Origin of the sequence: Hamadaea flava (assembly GCF_024172085.1) — a bacterium.
Taxonomy (GTDB): Bacteria; Actinomycetota; Actinomycetes; order Mycobacteriales; family Micromonosporaceae; genus Hamadaea; species Hamadaea flava.
Window position 1 is genome coordinate 1,462,598 of the sequence record NZ_JAMZDZ010000001.1, and the last position, 17,946, is coordinate 1,480,543.

Sequence of the window (17,946 nt, forward strand, 5' to 3'; positions counted from 1 at the left end):
ACCATATCCTCAGCCTGGTGGAGCCGCACCTGTTCGGCGACGCTGTGGCGGTCCGCGACCGGGACGGGCAGCTGTCCTATGCCGACCTCGGCGACCTCAGCGCCCGGGTCGCGGCAGCCGTGATCCGCGCGGGGGTGGCCGAGGGCGAGCCGGTGCTCGTGCACGCGAGCCTGTCACGGTGGGCGATCGCCGGCATGCTGGGGGTGCTGCGCGCCGGAGCCTGTTACGTGCCGATCGACGCCGCCTTCCCGGCAGACCGCCAACGCCAGTACGCCGAAGCGTCTGGAGCGCAGGTGGTGCTCACCGAACCTGGGCTGCCGCGGTTGCGGCCTGAGCTGACGCCCATCGACCTGACCACACTGCCACCCGGCCGGGCGGCCCGGCACGGGCGGCTCGCATACACCTGTTACACCAGCGGCTCCACCGGCACACCGAAACCGGTCACCGTGTCGGCGGCGGCGTTGGCGTACTCGACGGCCGCCCGGCTGCGGTACTACCGGGATCGGGTGGGCGGATTCCTGCTGTGCTCGTCGATCTCGTTCGACAGCTCGGTCGCCGGGATCTACTGGACGCTGGCCAGCGGCGGGGCCGTCCTCATCCCGAGCCCACGGCCCGGCGACCTGGTCGCGCTCGGCCGGACGGCCCGGGCGTACCGGCCGACGCATCTACTGCTCGTGCCGTCCCTGTACGCGGTCGCGCTGCGCGGCGGGCTCGCCGACGACCTGCGGAGTCTGCGTACCGTGGTCGTCGCGGGCGAAGCGTGCCCGCCCAGCCTGGTCGGCGAGCACTTCGCGCGGCTGCCCGGCACCCGCATGTTCAACGAGTACGGCCCGACCGAATGCACCGTGTGGTGCACCGTCCACGAGTGCACGCCCGAGGACGCCGGGCAGCGCTCGGTGCCGATCGGCCACCCCATCCCCGGTACGCGCGTCGCCCTCCTCGACGGCGTACTGCACGTGAGCAGTCCCGGCCTGGCCGAGCCGGACACCGTCACTCGGACCACAGTGGACGGCCTTCCGTACTACCGAACCGGCGACCTGGTGACCCAGCGTGCCGACGGGGCGCTGCTGTATCACGGACGCGGCGACGACCAGCTGAAACTCGGTGGGATGCGGATCGAGCGGGCCGAGATCGAACACGCGCTCGCCGGGTCGCCCGGGATCGCGTACGCCGCCGTGGGCATGGCCGGCGGCCACCTGGTCGGCTTCCTCGTCACCGCCGAAGACGCCGTCGACCGCCGGGCCGTACGGCACCATCTGCTGGCGGCGCTGCCCGCGGCCGCGCTGCCGGCGCAGTTGATCGAAGTCGACGAGGTCCCGTCGTTGCCCAACGGCAAAGTCGACCACGGCGAACTGGATCGGCGTGCCGCCGCCGCGCTGGCGGCGCTCACCGGTAGCACGTCGTTGACCTATCGGGTGGCCGGATAGGTCGGCTGCGTACCACCCGCTCGACGCATCAGCCGCGGCCCTGGGCCCTCGCCGCCCAGCACGTCCCGGGGATTCGTCAGGTGGCACGCCCGCAACGACAGGCAGCCGCAGCCGATGCAGCCGGTGAGGTCGTCCCGCAGTGCCTGGAGCTGGGCGATGCGCTCGTCGAGGACGGCCCGCCACCCGCTCGACAGGCGCACCCAGTCCTCCCGGGTCGGCGTCCGTTCGCTGGGCAGTTCGTCGAGGGCTTCCCGGATCGCCGTGAGCGAGATCCCGACGTTCTGCGAGGCCCGGATGAAGGCGACCCGGCGGAGCGTGTCCCGGCTGTACCGCCGCTGGTTGCTCGCCGTCCGGGTGCTGCTGATGAGGCCCTTGCGCTCGTAGAAGTGCAACGCGGAGACGGCCACCCCGCTGCGGTCGGCGACCTGGCCGACGGTCAGCTCGTGGAACGTGGTGCGGGCCCTCGGCATGCCACCGACCGTAGCACTTGACCTGAACCAAGGTTGAGGCCAAAGAATCGCGACGTCCATCACTGCGATCAGGGTCGGCGCTTTCGGGCGCTGGATAAGGGTTCTCGGTCGAATCTTGACCCATGATTCGACCCGGATCCCTGATCCAGCGCTCAGGTACGGGCGAGATGGGGCGAACCGGTCAAAGGCAGATCCAGACGTACATCGCCCGGTCTTCGACTGCGGCCCGCGCCACCGCTCGCAGCTCCGGGATCAGTTTCTCGAGCCAGTCGGGTTCGGGAGCCATCCACTCCTCGGCCTCGCTCCATGTCGCGGCGAGAGCCGGAACACGCTCGTCGGGAATGCCCGCGATCGCGGCCCGGCACTCCTCCCGGATTCGGATGATCCACGGGCCTTCCTCGTCGGCTGGTTCGAGCATCTCGTCGTCGCCGTGGTGTTTGTTCACCTTGTACTTGACCCCGTCGACCGCCGCCCACAACTGTCCGAGCAGGATCGTCGGCTCCAGCCACTTGGCCGCCACCTTCGGCAGTTCGGTCGGAAGCGGGCCATGCTCCCGGCAGGCCGCCGCCTCGGCCGGGGTGGCGGCGAAGTAGTCCGTCAGGATGCCCATCGGCCGACCCTAGCGGCGACCACCGACAGCAAGCCCGACCGGCGAGCCCCACCGACCGACGTCCTCGCCGCTACCGCGCCCGATCAGCTTTACGGCTGGTGGAGCGGCGGTGGCGCGTTCGTCCAGGCGCCCGCGCATCCGCCGATTCTGTCGGATCTGCCGGAGGGCGCTCGCGTCGCTGCCCGTGCTCGCACCGTTCGGTGTGGACAGTCGGCTCGTCGGCGCGGTCACCGCGATCTGGCAGCGCCGGCGACGAGCCCTGACCGCCCCGAACGGCCGAAAACGCAGCCAGAATCCAGATTCAGCTGAGCGCGTTGAAGACCGCCTCGGCCTTGTCGCGCTTGGTGTACAGCTCCCAGGCCGCCTCGGCGAGCTCGTCGGGGTCGAGGATCGGCAGGCCGCCGGTCGCCTGGGCGCTCATGAACGTGTGGATGTCGCCGCGTTCGATCAGGCCGCCGATGGTCAGCGTGCTGGCGTACACGCCTTGGTCGGCGAGCGCGGCGTGCAGGGTCACCGCGTAGTTGCGCAGCGCCGCCGAGGAGAGGGCCAGGCTGCCCAGGGCCGGCATCGGCACTACGGAGCTGAGTCCGCCCGCGAACAGCAGACCGCCGTCGCCGCGCTCGACCATGCCCGGCAGCACCGCGCCGACGAGGTCGACGGCCGCGTAGACCCAGCCCATCGCGTCCCGCACGGAATCGCTGCCGGCCTGGGTGAGAGGCGTCGGCCGGTCGAGCCCGGCCGGGCCGTAGTACACGATGTCCGGTGCGCCGAATCGGTTGGTGATGGCGTCGACGGCGGCGATCAGCTGCGCCCGGTCGCGTACGTCGGCGGTGAAGGCGTCCGCCTCGATGCCCGCCTCGGCGAGCGACTCGAGATATCCGGCGTGCCGGTTCGCCGTACGCGAGACGAGCGCGACCCGGTGGCCCTCCCGTCCGAAGCGGTGCGCGATGGACATGCCGAGCCCGGGTCCGACGCCGAAGACCGCCAGTGTTCCCACGCTTCCTCCTAAAATGAGGTCTCCCTCAGATTGTCTCGACCGTAGCACGAACCTGAGGTGGCCCTCAAGTTTGTAGGATGGTGGGGTGACCACGGGAACGAAGCCGCTCCGGGCGGACGCCGCGCGCAACCGCGACCGGCTCCTCGCCGCCGCGGAACAGGTGTTCGCCGAACGCGGCCTGGACGCGCCGCTGGAGGAGATCGCCCGCCGCGCGGGGGTGAGCATCGGCACGCTCTACAACCACTTCCGCACCCGCGACGACCTGTTCGACGCGATCTTCCCGGCGCGGATGGCCGTGCTGGACGCGGCGGCGGCGAAGGCGGTCGCCGATCCGGACGCCTGGGCGGGATTCGCCGCGTTCACCGAGACGCTGTTCGCGCTGCACGCCGAGGACCGGGGGCTCAACGACGCGCTGGCGCAACGCGTACCGCTGTCACCGGGGGTCGTCGAGGCCTGCCACCGCTGCTTCCGGCACATCGAGGACCTGGTGGCGCGCGCGAAGCAGAGCGGGCAGCTCCGCGACGACTTCGAGGTGGCCGACTACGCCGCCCTGATCTGGGCGATGTCGCAGATCATCCGGGAGAGCGCCGGGGTCGCGCCGCAGGCGTGGCGACGGAGTCTGGCCTTCTTCCTGGACGGGCTGCGATCCGGCGCCGCGCATCCGCTGCCCGTCCCGGCGCTCACCGCGAAGCAGCTCGCGGCCATCATGGCCGCGCCACCCGACTGACGCTATCGAGTCGCTGCGTCCTCGCGTACCAGCTGAAGATGTTCTTGAGGATCCCCGCCCGTGACGAAGGCGCGGCGCGGGTGCTGGACCGAGGCGAGCGAGACGATGTCGCGGCCGAACAGCGCGGCGGTGAGCCAGATCGCCGCGACGCGGACCTTGCGCTCCCAGCTGGGCACGGCGAGCACGTGATACCCGCGATGCATGAACCAGGCGAGCAGGCCGGTGATCACGATGCGGTGGTACTGGAAGATGCCGCGGCCCAGCCCCAGCGTGGCGATCGTGCCCAGGCTGTGGTGCACGTAGGGCTTGGGCGTGCGGCCCCGCAGGCTCGCGACGATGTTCTTGGCCAGCAGCTTGCCCTGCCGGACCGCGTGCTGGGCGTTCGGCACGGTGACCGCGCCGTGGCCCAGCGCCAGGTCGGGCACGGCCGCGTCGTCGCCCGCGCCCCAGGCGTCCGGCACCGGCTCGGCCTCCGTGCCCACGCGCAGGTCCGCACGGACCACGAGCAGGCCCCGGTCGTTGATCGGCAGGTCGGTGTGGCTGCGGACCATCGGGTTCGCGCCGTTGCCCGCGGTCCAGACGATCAGCCCCGAGTCGAACTCCTCGCCGGTCGACAGCACCACATGCCCGCCGGTCGCCGACTGCACCTGGGTGTTCAGATGCACGTGGCCGCCGCGCCGCTCCAGCGAGCGCACGACCCACTCCCCCGGCCCATCGGTGACCTCGGGCAGAATCCGGCCACGGGCCTCCACCAGGTGGAAGGCCAGCTCAGTCTGCTTGATCTCCGGGTACGCCTTGAGCAGCGACGTGGCCAGCGAGAGGAGTTCGCCGAACCCTTCGACTCCCGAGAACCCGCCGCCGACGAAGGTGACGGTGAGCAGCCGCTGTCGTTGCGGTCCCGGCGGCAGCGCCGACGCGCGGTCGAACGAGGTCAGCAGGCGGTCCCGGATGGCGACCGCCTCCTCGACGTGCTTCATGCCGATCGCCTGCTCGGCGACCCCGGGGATGGCGAACTTGCGGGTCACCGCGCCGGCGGTGACCACGATGACGTCGTACGCGAGCGGGAACGGCTCGCCGTCGACCGGCTGCACCGTGACGGTCCGCTCCGCGTGGTCGATCCGGTTCACCGAACCGGCGATCAGCCGCGTCCGGCGCAGGTGGCGCCGCAGCGACACGGCGGCGTGCCGGGCCTCGACCGAGCCGGCCAGCACCTCGGGCAGGAACGGCTGGTAGGTCATGTACGGCCGGGGGTCGACGACGATGATCCGGGCCTCGTCACGCCGGAGCTTCTTCTCCAGTTTCCAGGCGGTGTAGAAGCCGGCGTATCCGCCGCCGACCACCAGAATCGTTCGCATGCGGTCCTCCGAAGTGATGCCGTGTCGCGCAGTCACCGCATAGACCGGACAGCCCTCGGTTTCGTGACAGGAACCGGGCCGGTTGTGACGGACACCGCGTTGATCTTCGACGAGCAGGCCGTGCCCTGCGATGCTGTCACAGACGCCGCCGCCGCGTTGTCTTACCTGGAGGCCGGCGTGAGCCGGCGCCATCGCCGAATCAGGCGCGATCAAGAGGGGCAGGGTGCATGAGAACCAGTCGGCTGGAAGCCTTCAGCGACGGAGTGCTGGCCATCATCATCACGATCATGGTGCTGGAACTGAAGCCGCCGGCCGGGCACAGCCTGTCCGACCTCGTCCACACCACCGGCGTGGGCCTGCTGACCTACCTGCTCAGCTTCGTCTACGTCGGCATCTACTGGAACAACCACCACCACATGTTCCATCTGGTCCAGCGGGTCACCGGCGGCATCCTGTGGGCGAACCTGGCGCTGCTGTTCTGCCTGTCCCTCTTCCCCTTCACCACAGCGTGGATGGACGAGTCGGACTTCGCGCACACCCCCGTCGTGATCTACGGCGTGAACCTGCTGGCCGCGGCGATCGCGTACTTCGTCGTGCAAAATGTGATCATCCGGCACCAGGGTGCTCACTCGCCCCTGCGCAAAGCCGTCGGCCGCGACCTCAAAGGCAAGATCTCCCCGATCTTCTACCTCGCCGGGATCTTCAGCGCGGTGCTCATCGACCCGCACGGCAAGATCGGCGTCGCGATCGCCCTGGCCTGCTTCGTCGCCGTAGCGATCATGTGGATCATCCCCGATCGCCGCATCGACCGGGTGGTCCACCAAATCGAGGAACACTGAGTTCGCGGAACCTCCCAGTCCGTATCAACGCCGAGTTCTAGGGTCGGAACCATGAACAAGCTCTCACTGCTGGCCACCGGACGCGAGCAGCTGGACCGCGCCCAGCGATCCGGGGCCGGCCGGTCCGCCGCCACGGTGTACGGCGGCCACGAGCACGTCCTACGCCAGACGGTCATCGCCATCGCGGCCGGAGCCGAACTCGCCGAGCACGCCAACCCCGGCGAGGCGACCGTCTTCGTCATCGACGGACGCGTACGCCTGACCGGCGCGGCCGCCTCCTGGGAGGGGCTGGCCGGGGATCTGCTGATCGTGCCGGACGAGCCGCATTCGCTGAGCGCGCTGGAGGACGCCGTCGTCCTGCTGACCGTGGCGAAACTCGGCTGAGGCGGACTCAGTGGACGCGTACGCCCTGCTGCCGTTCGACTTCCAGGTCGAGGCGTACGCGTAACTCCGGCCGGTCGAGGGCTTGCCGGGCGTGCGCCACGGCATCTCGCTCGACGCGGTCGCGGATCGCGGCGAGGTCAGCATCGAGGTCGGTGCCCACCCGGAGAGTCAGCACCGGATCGTCCGCTTCGCCGACCAGCCGAGCGCGGACCGACCGCACTCCGCGATAGGTCTCCACTTCGGCGCGGACGGCGTCGCTGACGGCGGGCGCGGCCAGCGTCACCCGGTCGCGGCTGCCCTCGGTTCGCAGCCGCAGGCTCCGGAGCCGATCGGTGCCGAACAGGATGGCGATGAGCCAGCGCACCGCCAGCGCGAGGACGACGAGGGCGAGCACCCCCACCACCGGCCAGAACCAGCGCCCGTTGTCACCGGCGAAGGTCCAGACCCGGTTGGCGGTCAGCAGGCGCCCGGCTCGGGCGTCGCCGAAGCCGCCGAAGGCGGTCAACGCCACGATCACACCCCCGGCGAGCAGCAGGAAGCCGATGATCGTCAGGATGACGCGGTTCGTGCGATCGGCGTGCATCACGTCCTCCGATCGACGGTGACGGACAGGCGTGGGCGGCGGGTCAGCCGGAGCCGGTCGAGATGCGTACCCGCCGTTTCGGCCACTTCATCCCGGAGCCCGGCCTGCTCCGGACCGGCGTCGCGGGCGGTGGCGAGCACCCGGATCTGATTCCGGCCGACCTTGACCCGGCCGGGCGTCACGCCTTCGACCTCCCCGGTCGCCGCCGTCAGATCCTGCGCCACGCCTCGGCGCGTCACGGCCGCATCCATATTGGAATCGGCGCTCTCGACGGGTAGGCGGCGTACGCGCGACGGCCACAGCTCGAACACCAGGAGCCCGAGTCCGACCACGGCGAGCAGCAGCCCGGCCGCCTTCAGCGCGGTGTCGTCCCAGCGCGTACGCCGGGCCCAGTCCAGCGCGCCGGACCAGTCGACCAGCACCGGCGACGCCCCGGCCGCGGCGGCGACGACCTCGACGAGGACCACCACGGAAGCGGCGATCAGCGCCAGGGCGATGACGACCCCGAGCAACCGGTTGACGACCTTCCTCATCGCGATCCCTCCACCTAGGAAACTCTCGCGTGCGGCGCGGCCGTGATCAGGTCGGACACCTCGATCCGGATCTCGCCGACCTCCAGCCCGGTCAGTTCGCGTACGCGTGTGCGCAGGTGCTGCCGCAGGTCGGCGGTCACCTGACCGACCGACGCGGGCCAGCGGACGCTGGCCGTGACGTCGAGGTACGCCTGGCCGCCGTCGACGCGGGCCGACACGGCCGGTCGCCGGTGCAGCTCCGCCCGGCCGCCGATGTCGGGCACCTCGGTCGCCAGGTACGCCGCGAGCTTCGCCACGACGTTCTCCTTGATCTGGATGACTCCGAGTTCCCGGCGATCCCGGCGATCCCGGGTCGGCGCCTGGCCCTGGACGGCATCGAGATCCCGGGTCGGCAGATCCGCGGTGTCGGCCTCGGCGGTCACCGCGTGCTCCGCCGCTGCTGTCCGATGCTGCTCAACGCGCTGAGATCCAGCTCGCGGCCGAGCACCTTGGCGACGGCCCAGCCGATCAGCGCGAACAATCCCACGATCAGCATCTGGCCGAAGCCGACCAGGACGACGACCAGGCCCAGGATCAGGCCGACGGCCGTGCCGAAAATCGTTCTCGTCATCGGGTTCATCGCGTGCCCCTCCCCTTCCGTCCCCCAGCCGAGCCGCCTTCTGGTCCGCTCGGTTCGCTGTCTGATTCGCTGGGCTCGCCGACGAGGTCGGCTACCAGGACGTCTACCGGCCGTCCGCCCGCCAGGGGCGCGACGGCGGTGCGTACCGCCGCCGCGATCTCCGGGATCGGCCGGCCCCAGCGCACTTGGATCTGCACCGACACCGCCGACTCGGCGACGCGTACGCCCACCACGCGGCGACCCGGCAGATACGTGGCCAGTTCGGCCGGCGATCCGGCGTACAGGTCTTCGACGCCCGGGCAGCGGCGTACCGCCTCCGCGATCGCGTCGACGTCCACGTCGTCGGTCAGGTCGCCCGGAGCCACGGCCGGTGCGGTCATCACGACACCCGGGCGGGCGTGCTCTGCTCGTCGTCGGGCAGGTGGACGTCGTCGACGTTCACGTTGACCTCGACGACCTCCAGCCCGGTCATCCGCTCGACCGACTGCTTCACGTTGCGCTGGACGCTGTGCCCGAGTTCGGCGATGCTCGCCCCGTAGTCGACCACGATGTCGAGGTCGACCGCCGCCTGCGTCTCGCCGACCTCCACGCCGACGCCCTGGGAGACGTTGGGCCCGGAGCTGCCGGGGATACGTTCCCTTATGGCGGCGAACGCCCGGGTCGAGCCGGTGCCCATCGAGTAGACCCCGGCGACCTCCCGGCAGGCCATACCGGCGATCTTCTGGACTACCCCTTGCGCCACGTGGATCTTGCCTTCTTGGGTGGTGAGGCGGTCGCTGCCGGCCGTCGGCTGCGTGCCGGTCTCCGACGGGCGGGTCGACGGCCGTTCGGTGGTCTGAGTCATCGCTCGCGCTCCTTCACTCCAGGTGACGGCATGACTACATGTCGTTTACCTGGAACTCGGCAGCCAAACCTCCTCGCCACCGCCACCCGGGCCGCCTGGAGTCGACAAGTACCCGTCTAGGAGCCGTTGTCTCGTTTGAACCATTTATGATCACCCGGGTTTCCGGGCCACCACCAGTTCCCAGGCCGACGGCAGCACCTCGACATGATCGAACCCGGTCTTCTCCAGCAGCTCGGTATAGAACGACACGTCACGGAGCCGGCTGACGCAGCTGTCCACCCCGATCAGGAAGTACGACCAGAAGAACTGCATCGCCAGCCGGTCGGGCGTCCGGAACTCCTCGCAGATCACCAGTCGGCCGCCCAGCTCCAACGCCGCGTACGCCGATTCGACGAGTCGCCGGGCGACGTCGGCGGGCCAGTCGTGCAGGACGCGGACGAACGCCATCGTGTCGTACCCGCCGGGCAGCGGCTCGGCGAAGAAGTCCCCCGCGACGAAGCCCAGCCGGGCCGGATCGGCACAGCGCGTACGCGTCTGCTCGACGAGCGGGCCGACGGCGGCCAGGTTGTAGACGTCGGCGTGAACGTGGGGCGCGTCGGCGACGACGCTCGCGGCCAGCGTCCCCGCGCCGCCGCCCACGTCGAGGAACCGGCGGCGGCCGTCCCACAGGCGGTCGGCGTACCGGTGGAATACCTCCAGCACCGGGCCCAGCCCGAGCGACATGCTGCTCTCGAACGACGCCGTCTGCTCGTCGGTCTGGGGCGGCCAGGCGAAGTCGTCCTCGGTCATGCCGACTTCGCCGCGCAGGCTGTCGGCCAGCCGCCCATGCAGCACCCGCCACGGATACGTGTCGCGATCCCGTTCGATGGCGTCCGGCCCGAGCGCCGCCACCACCGCGTCCCGCAGCCCCGGCACCGCCCGGTACTCGGTGTCGGCTAGGTCGTCGCCGTGATCCTCCCGGCGCAGCATGCCCAGACTCTCCAGACAGTCCAGGAACTTGTACAGCCGCAACGGTTTGAGCCCGTGCCGCTCGGCGAGGTCGGCCAGGCGTACCGGGCCGGGTTCCAGCTCGTCGAGCAGGCCCAGCTCCAGCGCCGTCTCCAGGACGTCAACCGCCTTGGCCCCGTTGAAGAGCAGGCTCATCAGCGCTCGGGGGGACATCTCCGTCATCGGTGCCACTCCTGTTCCAAGGCGTCCATGAACTCGTCGATCTCGTCCAGCGTGTTGTAGACGTGCGGGCCGATCCGCAGGTAGCCGCGCCAGCTGCAGATCAGGTTCCGCTTGGCCAGCCGGTACTTCACCGCCTCGCCGTCCGGAACGTCCAGGCACACCACGCCGCCGCGCTCGGGCCCGGCCGGGCTGACCACCGGGATCCCGGCCGCCGCGGCCCGTTCCAGTACTCGGCCGGTCGCCGTCAGCGAATGGGCGCGGATCGCCTCGATGCCCACGCCGGCCAACAGGTCCAGGCCGACCCGCGAGACGAGCGCCGTAAGCGGGAACGGGGTACCGCCCGCGAAACGCTGCGCGCCGGGCGCCCAGGCGGTCGCGGGCTGGAACGACAACGCGTGTTCGCCCGCCTGCCAGCCGGTCGCGGTGGGCTCCAGCCCGTCCGCCAGCTCCGGCCGCACGTACAGGAACGCGGTGCCCACGCCGCACATCCACTTGTGCGAGCCACCGAGCACGAAGTCCACTCCCAGGGCGGTCACGTCCAACGGCATCACGCCCACGCTCTGGAAGGCGTCGACGATCACCAGCGCGCCCACCTCGCGGGCCCGGCGGACCAGACTCGCCAGATCCAGCGTCGCGCCCGACGAGAAGCTCGCGTGGGGCACGCAGACGATAAGGGTACGCTCATCGATCCGTCGTTCCAGCTCGGCCTGGTCGATCACGGGACCGCCGTCGCCGACGATGTCGACCTCGGCCCCGAGTCGTTGCTGCGCCTGCCAGACGAACGGGATCGTGGGGAACTCGCGGTCGGTGATGACCACGCGGTTCCGGTGCGGCCGGAAGGCGAAGCACGACGCGACCCGGGACAGCAGCGTACTGAGGTTGGCGTCGGTGACGACGCTGCCCGGCGTGGCCCCGATGAACCGCTCCAGAGTGGACACGTACGCGTCCAGCTCCTCGTGCCAGCCGAGCCAGGCGTCGTCGCGCCAGCTTCGCAGGGTGTCCCAGTAGCGTTCCAGCACCGTCTGCGCCCCGCGCGGGATCGCGCCCGTCGAGTTGCTGTTGACGTAGACGCAGCTCTCCAGCAGCGGGAACTCCTGGCGCAGCGAATGACTCACGAGGACTCCTCCTGCTGGGGCTCGAAGACCGGAATGTCCCGGACGGCGGCCAGATACGGGGTGCCCTCGGTGTAGCCGGTGCCGGGACGCGTACCGAGCATTCGCACCGCGATCCGGTAGTGCGTCTGCCGCCATTGCAGCAACACCGTGCTGAACTCGGTCATCCGGCGGTCGAGCAGGTCCCGCTGCGGTCCGGTCAGCTCGGCCGACCCGTACGCCTCGGCCACCGACGGCTGACCGGCCAGCACCGTATCGCGGACCTCCGGCACCGACCGGTACGCCGTCGAGTCGAGCCGGGGCTGGGCCGGCATCCGGCACAGCGACTCGACCCGCTTGTACGACCGGGATTGGATGGCGCTGGCGCCTTCGGTGTAGACGCGGAACGTCCGAAAGGACTCCGGCTGCACCGTGGCCATCAGGGAGAACAACGGAGCCGCCCCGTCCAGCAACTGCCGGGCGTACGCGAGCCGCTCCGCCGCCGAGTCGGCCTGCCCGGTCGTCACGTCCTCGACGGCCTGGCCCAGTTCGGTGGCCAGCGCCGCGAAGGTCGTCTCGTAGCCTTGCAGGACCCGGATGAACAGGTACTCGTCGTGCACCTGGTCGACCGGCAGCATGCTCGCGTCGAGCGCCCGTCGTTCGGTGGTGTCCTGCCGGGTGAGCGCCACCTCGCACAGCTGCGCCGCGGCGGCGGCCGGGTCGGGAGCGGCCGTGGTCAGCAGACCCAGCCGGCTCAGCGCCGGGGCGAACGCCCGGACGCCCAGCCGATACCGCTTGGTCACGAGTGTCACGGCGGGCCGCTGCCGGGGCAGCAACTTGGTCGCGCCCGACGCGGCCGCCAGTTCGAACCGCAGCGCGTCGGCGATCAGCTGCACCGTCAGCTCGTCATGACGACGGCGTACGGTCGCCGGGTCGTCCGGCAGCCGGATCAAGCTCAGCGCCAGATAGGTCTGGTAGTCGTAGCGCCCGTCGTACTTGTCGAGCGTCACGTCGAGGAAATCACGCAGGAAGCGATCGGCCGACTGCGCGCCGGCCGGGGCCACCGCGGTACGCCGGGCCTGGTCGAGCAGCACCAGCAGGTCTTTGGCCACGAAGTGCTTACCGGTTCGCTGGAACTCCGCCACGACGGCGTCATAGGGGAACCTGTCCGGCCGGCGGTCGCCGGACAGCCACGACGCCAGCTCACGCACCCGCGTGGCCGCCCAGCACCCGCAGCTGCCAGAGTTCGGGGAAGAAGCGGTAGTCGATCAACTTGGCCAGCCAGTCGGCCGGACTGTTCGGGGTGCCGATCATCCCGTGCCCGCCGATGCGGATCGCGATCGTGTAGTGGCGTACGCGCCACAGCGCGACCTGTTCGTCCCACTCGATCATGGCCTCGGCCAGCCGGTACGCCGAATCGGTGGCGACCCCTGGATACAGCGTCGCGGGATCGATCTCGCGTTCGCGGAGGTGGGCCTGGAAGGCCAGACCCAATCGGCGGCTCGCCTTCTGCGCGTCGCGCCAGCCTGGCGATTCCGCGCCCGATCCGTTGCCCAAAGCCGGTTTCATCGCCTCGAAGTCGGCCGGCTTGAGATATCGGAACATGTCGAGCTGATCGGTCACCAGCCGGATGGCCAGCGACGCCCGGCCCAGCAGCAGCTCCGCGCCGGGCAGATCGTCCTTGCCGACCAGGACGGCCGCCTCGTCGATCTCGGCGACCGCGAGTTTGAGCCAGAGTTCGCTGGACTGGTGCACTACTTGGAAGAGCAACTCGTCCCGGTGAACCATGTCGTCGGGGTGCCGTTGCAGGCTGAGCAAGGTGTCGAGCCGCATGTAGCGCGCGTAGTCGGTGTCGCCTTCGCCGGGCAGTTCAGGTGAGGTGTGCTTCTTCACCGAGCGTCCTTCCGTCAATCCGGGCGGTTACCCCGGCCAACGTAAGGACACATAGGATCATCGACGTGTCTGCATGTCAACCTTACGGAAACGGTTGTGTTATCAACGATCTGCGTCCGGGTCGCCCGCGGTCAGCCGGATCGTGAAGCCGGTGGCGTCTCGATGCATGCTGACGTGGTCGCACAGTTGGTGGCTCAGCCACAGGCCAAGTCCGCCCGGATCGGCCTCGGCCAACGGCAGCAGCCCGGCGAACGGATCCTTCGGCCCGGCGCCTTGATCGGTGACGGCGAGCACCATCCGCTGTGACGAGATCCACAACCGTACGCGGATCGGCCCGCGGCCATGCCGGAGCGCGTTGGTGACGCCCTCGCTGACGGCGACCATGAAGCCGCCGAGATCGGCGCCCGTCGAGGTCAGCGTGGCCGGGGCGGCGCTGCGCACCGCCTGCCGGACGGCGGCCGGCGTCGGGTCGACCAGGGTCCACGCCGGGGCCTGCCGCAGCAGTGGGTCGGCCGGGGCGGGCTGGGGCTCGCCGAGATAGCTCACCGGGTCCAGGTAGGTCTCGTTCGGGGTGTGCTCCCCGTTCGGCCCGGCCGTCCGGGGATGCGTACGCAGGACGTCGGCCATCACCCCGGGCGGCGTCGTCGCCGTCTCGTACGCGCACATGCTCCACAGCGGGAACTCGTCGTACGCGTGGTTGATCGCCGATTCGTAGCGCGCCCACCAGTCCCAGGTCGCGCCGAACGCCGAGGCGGCCAGCTCGCCGATGATCCGGATCTGCTGCGCTCCCTCGGCGACGAGCCGGGCCAGGAGCTTGCGGTATTCGGCGATGGCCCCGGCGGGGCGGGCGTACATGTCGCCGCCGGCCAGGTAGATGATGCCGGGATCGTCGGCGGTGGCGCGCCGGATCAGGTCGGCGTGCGGACCGCTGAAGGCGACCAGCGTCGGCTCGCCCGCGGCCACCCCGCCGAGCAGGAACGGCACCGCGATGTCGAGCAGCTCCCGTTCCGAGGAGTAGACGGCGGCCTCGTGGAAGTAACCGGTGTGCCCCGCAGCGGCTCCGGTTCTCACACGATCACCTCCAATCCGGCGTCGTTCAGGCTCAGCATGTCGGCCAGGCGCTTGGCCACGGCCGGGCCGCCCCGCAGCACGATCCGGCCGCCCGATTCCTGGGCCAGCCGGGCCAGCGCCACGAGCCCGGCGTGGTGGACGTAGTCCAGACCGGCGCCGTCCAGTTCCACCGCCGATCCGGTGGCCGGCAACCCCATCGACCGCAGCACCTCCGTCAGCAACTCGACGTTGTCGTAGTCGATGTCGCCGGCCAGCCGCAGGCCGCCGGACTCGGCGTACACCCGAAACGGAGCATAACCGGGGCTGGAACTGGGGTGCCGGCACGCCAGCCGACGCAGGTCGGCGGGCGCGATCGCCGCCCGGTCATAGCCGCACATGCCCCGGAACGGGTGGCCGTCCATGTACCCGTCGACGAGGTGCTCGTAGCGGATCAGCCGATCCATCGCCGGGGGCGGCCCGGCGAGGCCGGTCGCGTCAGCGAACGCGCGGAGGCCCCGGAAGCCGTCGCGGATCGCTCGATCGGTCGCGTCGCGATAGACGTCGACCTGGTCCGACGGGTCGGCCAGGTCGTCGGCGTACGCCGTCTTCCGGTGCAGCAGCTCGGCGCGGCCGCTGCGTAAGGCGGCGCCGAGGACGTCGTCGGCTTCCCACCAGCAGTCCTCCCCCGGGTCGGCCACCATCAGCACGCGCTGCTCGGCGGCCAAGCCGGAGACCGCGAACGACCTCGCCGCGGCGCGCCACTCGGCTCGCTCGGTGTAGACGAAGCAGACGTGGTCGTGCGCGCCGACGGAGTCCACCTCGCCGATCACCCCAGTCCGCCGCATGCGGCCCCACCTACCCCGATGCCCGCCGTCGTCAAACAACATCAACAACGGATTCATGATCTCCGCGTCTACGGCGGCACCACCAGCGTCGGAACCCACTCCAGGCGCGCACGAAGGGCGCCCGATGGTCCGGGCGCCCTTCGCGTGACTGCGTCGCCTGCTACCGGCCGACGTCCGACCGTGCGGCGGCGGACACGACGGCATCCTTCTCGGACCCGGTCAGCACCGTTGTGCGTACCAAATCCTCGGTGACCTGGGCGACGTGCGCGACGAACGCGCCGTGGCCCGGCCAGTCCGCCTCGTCGCGGATGAGGTCGTTGACGGTGCAGCCGCTGCCCGCGTAACGATTGGCCACAGTGGAGTCGATGCCGCCGATCGTGACGTGGGCGCGGAGGTCCGAACCCACGCAACTGTCCGGTTCCGGCACGTACCGCAGCAGGTGGGAGCCGTACTGCACCGCGCCGTTGGCCGCCTTCACCCCGTTACGGAACCACAGATTGCCCTGCGAGTCCTGGGTGAGCCGGTAGGTCTCGGCGTCCCGCAGCACCCGGACCTGCCTCGACAGCGGGTCGATCTGCAGCAGGTTGCCGTCGAGTGAGGCGTAGACGTGTTCGTCGGCCGGGTTGACGACCAGCTCGTCCTGGACGCCCGAGGCGCGGCCCGGGATGTCCTGCCGGTGCACGACCGCGCCGGTCGCGGGGTCGAGGATGAACAGCTCGCCGTCGGCGAGGCCCCAGATGAGGCCGTCGGGCCCGGCCACGATCGACGAGATCGAGTCCGCGCCGGGCACCGGGGTGAACTCGTCGAGTTTCTCGCCCGTCGCGAGGTCCGCGGTGAAGACCTTGGCCTCGGTCGCCTTGGGCGTCGTGCCGCCGCCACCGCCGATCGTCGTGCCGGCCCACAGCCGGTCACCGGCCACCGCCAGCGCGATCACGCCCTGGTCCGCGACGATGTCCTTCCTAGTGGTACGCGTGCCGGTGGCAGTGTCGTAGACCGTCAGGGCGCCACCCCAGAGCCCGTAGTCGGGGGTACTGCCGAGGTAGACCTTCGAACCGTTCGCGGCGAACGCCAGCGGCCGGTTCTGTCCATCCGGCTGCAACCGGAACAGCTCGCGTGGGTTGGTCCCGAAGACGTACGCCTTCGCGGGGTCGTATTCCAGCACGCCGCCGTAGGGGTAGACGCCCTGGTACATCTTGCCGTTCAGCCAGCCGAAGCCGTCGGCCTGGCCGAGCCGCCCGAGGTTGGTGGGCGTGCCGGTGGCCGGGTCGAGGACGGACAGGTTTCCGTTGATGTAGAGGTTGGTGTAGATCCGGCCGTCCGGCCCCGCGCTGATGCTGTTGATGTCCAGCGCCTGCGGCGGGAACGGCAGTCGGTACTGCTCACTCGACTTGGTCGCCGGGTCGTAGGAGAGGGCCTGACCGGCGTAGTTGCCGATGGTGGCGTAGAGCCGGTCGCCGAGGAAGCCGAAGCCGATCCCGGCACCACCGGCGGCCACGGGCGATCCGTTCGCGCTGGTGACCGGACCGTAGGCGTCCGTCTGGACGTCGTACCGCCAGAGCTGGTTCGACGTCGAGGTGAAGTAGACCGAGCGGCCGTCCGGTGCCAGCGGCGAGGTGCCGCGCGAGCTGATCACGAAATCGTCGGCCAGGACCGCACCGGTGTCGGGGTCGAGCACCAGCGCCTCGAGCTTGCTGCGCTTGACGAACAGCCGTCCCCCGGCCAGGTTGATGTCGTAGGGGTAGCTGGCGTCGCCGCGCAACGCCGCCGGGAGGATGTCGCGTTTCTCCCCCGTGGTCAGGTCCAGCCGTACGAGGTGCCCGTGGCTGCCGATGGCCGCCCAGAGCACGTTGCGGACCGGGTCGACCGCCACGTCGACGGCGTACTGCTCGCCGGGGAACATCGCGCCGTAGTCGCGGAACCCTTCGGACGGCGAGTACGAGAAGACGTGCGCGCTGGGGTAGGTGCCGCCGTAGATCCGGCCGTCCGCACCCGGCCGCAGCCCGTAGAGGACGGTCTGGTCCGGCACCGGCGCGCCGACGTCGGTCGTGGTCCTCGTCAGCGGGTCGTACGCGTAGATGTGGGCGTTGGGGTAGCTGCCGGCGTACACGGTGCCGTCGGTCGCCTGGGTGATGCCCCACGCGCCGGACGAGTCGGGCAAGTACGCCGTGTCGACCAGTTCGCGGGTGACGGGGTCGACGACGCTGAGCACGCCGGGCGATCCCATTTGGACGCCGTACGCCACCGCGCGGTCGCCGGCGGTGCCGTAGTAGGACTCGAACACGGTCAGGGCGGTCTGCTGCACCCCGAAGTCGGTGACGGTCCCCGCGGTCTTACCGGTCTCCGCGGCGTCGGCTGCGGCTGGGGCGGTGATCGTTGCGGCGGCGAGGGCGAGGGCTAATCCACTTCGGACGATACGGCCGGTCATGTGGCCTCCGATCGGGCAAGGGGTTTCGCCGACTCTATTACGGGTCCGTCCGAAACTCCACCACTCGACGTAGCTTCCCGAATG

21 protein-coding genes are annotated in these 17,946 nt (G+C 70.4%); 4 read left to right on the forward strand and 17 right to left on the reverse strand.

The genetic code is table 11. The features are described from left to right. Positions 1–17: 17 nt before the first annotated feature. Complete coding sequence (locus HDA40_RS07090) at positions 18–1,427, forward strand: AMP-binding protein (protein ID WP_253753167.1); 1,410 nt, start codon at positions 18–20, stop codon at positions 1,425–1,427. Here HDA40_RS07090 and soxR read toward each other — a convergent pair. From soxR to HDA40_RS07105, 3 genes are all read right to left on the reverse strand, one after another. Next, a complete protein-coding gene (soxR, locus tag HDA40_RS07095; protein ID WP_253753169.1) occupies positions 1,409–1,897 on the reverse strand; it encodes a redox-sensitive transcriptional activator SoxR in 489 nt (162 codons plus the stop codon). The two genes, HDA40_RS07090 and soxR, sit on opposite strands and share 19 nt — an antisense overlap. 181 nt (positions 1,898–2,078) lie before the next feature. Next, entirely contained in the window at positions 2,079–2,507 is a 429-nt protein-coding gene (locus tag HDA40_RS07100; RefSeq protein WP_253753171.1) for a hypothetical protein, read from the reverse strand. 301 nt (positions 2,508–2,808) lie between these two features. After that, on the reverse strand, positions 2,809–3,504 hold the full coding sequence (locus HDA40_RS07105; RefSeq protein ID WP_253753173.1) for an SDR family NAD(P)-dependent oxidoreductase: 696 nt from the start codon (positions 3,502–3,504) through the stop codon (positions 2,809–2,811). Between the two features lie 85 nt (positions 3,505–3,589). Here HDA40_RS07105 and HDA40_RS07110 point away from each other — a divergent pair, with 85 nt between their 5' ends. Next, a complete protein-coding gene (locus tag HDA40_RS07110) occupies positions 3,590–4,231 on the forward strand; it encodes a TetR/AcrR family transcriptional regulator (protein ID WP_253753175.1) in 642 nt (213 codons plus the stop codon). Positions 4,232–4,233: 2 nt separating this feature from the next. Here the strand turns inward: HDA40_RS07110 and HDA40_RS07115 are convergent, their stop codons facing one another. Next, the gene (locus tag HDA40_RS07115; RefSeq protein WP_253753176.1) at positions 4,234–5,586 is read right to left on the reverse strand and encodes an NAD(P)/FAD-dependent oxidoreductase; all 1,353 of its coding nucleotides are present in this window, start codon (positions 5,584–5,586) and stop codon (positions 4,234–4,236) included. 227 nt (positions 5,587–5,813) lie between these two features. On the opposite strand from HDA40_RS07115, the gene HDA40_RS07120 reads away from it, so the two are divergent. Beyond that, the gene (locus tag HDA40_RS07120; protein WP_253753178.1) at positions 5,814–6,425 is read left to right on the forward strand and encodes a TMEM175 family protein; all 612 of its coding nucleotides are present in this window, start codon (positions 5,814–5,816) and stop codon (positions 6,423–6,425) included. Positions 6,426–6,476: 51 nt separating this feature from the next. After that, positions 6,477–6,809, forward strand: a complete 333-nt coding sequence (locus tag HDA40_RS07125; RefSeq protein ID WP_253753180.1) for a cupin domain-containing protein — start codon at positions 6,477–6,479, stop codon at positions 6,807–6,809. A gap of 7 nt (positions 6,810–6,816) precedes the next feature. Here the strand turns inward: HDA40_RS07125 and amaP are convergent, their stop codons facing one another. The 13 genes from amaP to HDA40_RS07190 form a co-directional block, all read right to left on the reverse strand. Beyond that, positions 6,817–7,392 (reverse strand): alkaline shock response membrane anchor protein AmaP, encoded by a 576-nt coding sequence (amaP, locus tag HDA40_RS07130; protein ID WP_253753182.1) that lies wholly within the window; start codon positions 7,390–7,392, stop codon positions 6,817–6,819. Further along, complete coding sequence (locus HDA40_RS07135) at positions 7,392–7,925, reverse strand: DUF6286 domain-containing protein (protein WP_253753184.1); 534 nt, start codon at positions 7,923–7,925, stop codon at positions 7,392–7,394. Before HDA40_RS07135 ends, amaP begins: the two co-directional genes overlap by 1 nt. Before the next feature lie 14 nt (positions 7,926–7,939). Continuing rightward, positions 7,940–8,347 carry an Asp23/Gls24 family envelope stress response protein gene (locus HDA40_RS07140; protein ID WP_253753186.1) on the reverse strand — a complete coding sequence of 136 codons (408 nt, stop codon included), beginning with the start codon at positions 8,345–8,347 and terminating at the stop codon, positions 7,940–7,942. Then, on the reverse strand, positions 8,344–8,535 hold the full coding sequence (locus HDA40_RS07145; protein WP_253753188.1) for a hypothetical protein: 192 nt from the start codon (positions 8,533–8,535) through the stop codon (positions 8,344–8,346). Before HDA40_RS07145 ends, HDA40_RS07140 begins: the two co-directional genes overlap by 4 nt. A gap of 5 nt (positions 8,536–8,540) precedes the next feature. Next, positions 8,541–8,924, reverse strand: a complete 384-nt coding sequence (locus tag HDA40_RS07150; RefSeq protein WP_253753190.1) for an Asp23/Gls24 family envelope stress response protein — start codon at positions 8,922–8,924, stop codon at positions 8,541–8,543. Then, complete coding sequence (locus tag HDA40_RS07155) at positions 8,924–9,388, reverse strand: Asp23/Gls24 family envelope stress response protein (protein WP_253753192.1); 465 nt, start codon at positions 9,386–9,388, stop codon at positions 8,924–8,926. Before HDA40_RS07155 ends, HDA40_RS07150 begins: the two co-directional genes overlap by 1 nt. A gap of 150 nt (positions 9,389–9,538) precedes the next feature. Next, on the reverse strand, positions 9,539–10,558 hold the full coding sequence (locus HDA40_RS07160; protein ID WP_253753194.1) for a methyltransferase: 1,020 nt from the start codon (positions 10,556–10,558) through the stop codon (positions 9,539–9,541). Further along, the gene (locus HDA40_RS07165; protein WP_253753196.1) at positions 10,555–11,673 is read right to left on the reverse strand and encodes an aminotransferase class V-fold PLP-dependent enzyme; all 1,119 of its coding nucleotides are present in this window, start codon (positions 11,671–11,673) and stop codon (positions 10,555–10,557) included. Before HDA40_RS07165 ends, HDA40_RS07160 begins: the two co-directional genes overlap by 4 nt. After that, entirely contained in the window at positions 11,670–12,860 is a 1,191-nt protein-coding gene (locus HDA40_RS07170; RefSeq protein ID WP_253753198.1) for a tryptophan 2,3-dioxygenase, read from the reverse strand. Before HDA40_RS07170 ends, HDA40_RS07165 begins: the two co-directional genes overlap by 4 nt. Then, entirely contained in the window at positions 12,853–13,542 is a 690-nt protein-coding gene (locus HDA40_RS07175) for a tryptophan 2,3-dioxygenase family protein (protein ID WP_253753200.1), read from the reverse strand. Before HDA40_RS07175 ends, HDA40_RS07170 begins: the two co-directional genes overlap by 8 nt. 102 nt (positions 13,543–13,644) lie before the next feature. Beyond that, entirely contained in the window at positions 13,645–14,613 is a 969-nt protein-coding gene (locus HDA40_RS07180; RefSeq protein WP_253753202.1) for an anti-sigma factor RsbA family regulatory protein, read from the reverse strand. Continuing rightward, entirely contained in the window at positions 14,610–15,437 is an 828-nt protein-coding gene (locus HDA40_RS07185; protein WP_253753204.1) for an MEDS domain-containing protein, read from the reverse strand. The genes HDA40_RS07180 and HDA40_RS07185 overlap by 4 nt, the downstream gene beginning before the upstream one ends. A gap of 160 nt (positions 15,438–15,597) precedes the next feature. Beyond that, complete coding sequence (locus HDA40_RS07190; RefSeq protein WP_253753206.1) at positions 15,598–17,862, reverse strand: hypothetical protein; 2,265 nt, start codon at positions 17,860–17,862, stop codon at positions 15,598–15,600. Between the last annotated feature and the right edge of the window lie 84 nt (positions 17,863–17,946).

Coding starts and splice junctions, on each gene's coding strand:
- HDA40_RS07155 (WP_253753192.1), bottom strand. CDS start 9,388: ATGACTCAGACCACCGAACGGCCGTCGACCCGCCCGTCGGAGACCGGC.
- HDA40_RS07160 (WP_253753194.1), bottom strand. CDS start 10,558: ATGACGGAGATGTCCCCCCGAGCGCTGATGAGCCTGCTCTTCAACGGG.
- HDA40_RS07150 (WP_253753190.1), bottom strand. CDS start 8,924: ATGACCGCACCGGCCGTGGCTCCGGGCGACCTGACCGACGACGTGGAC.
- HDA40_RS07100 (WP_253753171.1), bottom strand. CDS start 2,507: ATGGGCATCCTGACGGACTACTTCGCCGCCACCCCGGCCGAGGCGGCG.
- amaP (WP_253753182.1), bottom strand. CDS start 7,392: ATGCACGCCGATCGCACGAACCGCGTCATCCTGACGATCATCGGCTTC.
- HDA40_RS07115 (WP_253753176.1), bottom strand. CDS start 5,586: ATGCGAACGATTCTGGTGGTCGGCGGCGGATACGCCGGCTTCTACACC.
- soxR (WP_253753169.1), bottom strand. CDS start 1,897: ATGCCGAGGGCCCGCACCACGTTCCACGAGCTGACCGTCGGCCAGGTC.
- HDA40_RS07125 (WP_253753180.1), top strand. CDS start 6,477: ATGAACAAGCTCTCACTGCTGGCCACCGGACGCGAGCAGCTGGACCGC.
- HDA40_RS07120 (WP_253753178.1), top strand. CDS start 5,814: ATGAGAACCAGTCGGCTGGAAGCCTTCAGCGACGGAGTGCTGGCCATC.
- HDA40_RS07135 (WP_253753184.1), bottom strand. CDS start 7,925: ATGAGGAAGGTCGTCAACCGGTTGCTCGGGGTCGTCATCGCCCTGGCG.
- HDA40_RS07190 (WP_253753206.1), bottom strand. CDS start 17,862: ATGACCGGCCGTATCGTCCGAAGTGGATTAGCCCTCGCCCTCGCCGCC.
- HDA40_RS07185 (WP_253753204.1), bottom strand. CDS start 15,437: ATGCGGCGGACTGGGGTGATCGGCGAGGTGGACTCCGTCGGCGCGCAC.
- HDA40_RS07145 (WP_253753188.1), bottom strand. CDS start 8,535: ATGACGAGAACGATTTTCGGCACGGCCGTCGGCCTGATCCTGGGCCTG.